Origin of the sequence: Paenibacillus xylanexedens (assembly GCF_007676705.1) — a bacterium.
GTDB classification, from domain to species: domain Bacteria; phylum Bacillota; class Bacilli; order Paenibacillales; family Paenibacillaceae; genus Paenibacillus; species Paenibacillus xylanexedens_C.
Window position 1 is genome coordinate 1 of record NZ_VEBF01000036.1, and the last position, 238, is coordinate 238.

Genomic DNA, 238 nt, shown 5'->3' on the forward strand with positions numbered 1-238 from the left:
GATGGGGGGAGAGTGTATGGGGATGGATGCGATGTATGTGTGGTGGGGCGCAAGGGGTGAGGGATGGGAGGTGGAATTGATCGAGGTGGGGGATAGAAGGAATGGGGAGATGGGAGAGGGAGTGGTGAAGGGTGGAGGGGAGGTGGTGGAGGAGAATGGTGTATGTGTTGGGGGAGGGGGGGTTGTTGTGGGGGGTATGGGATATAAAAAAGAGACGGAGGAGGTGGGGGAATGGGCA

The 238-nt window shown here is 58.4% G+C and carries 1 protein-coding gene; it reads left to right on the forward strand.

The features are described 5' to 3' along the window. Window positions 1-16: 16 nt before the first annotated feature. On the forward strand, window positions 17-238 hold a 222-nt coding region (locus FS628_RS32115; protein WP_222125308.1), incomplete at its 3' end, for a hypothetical protein.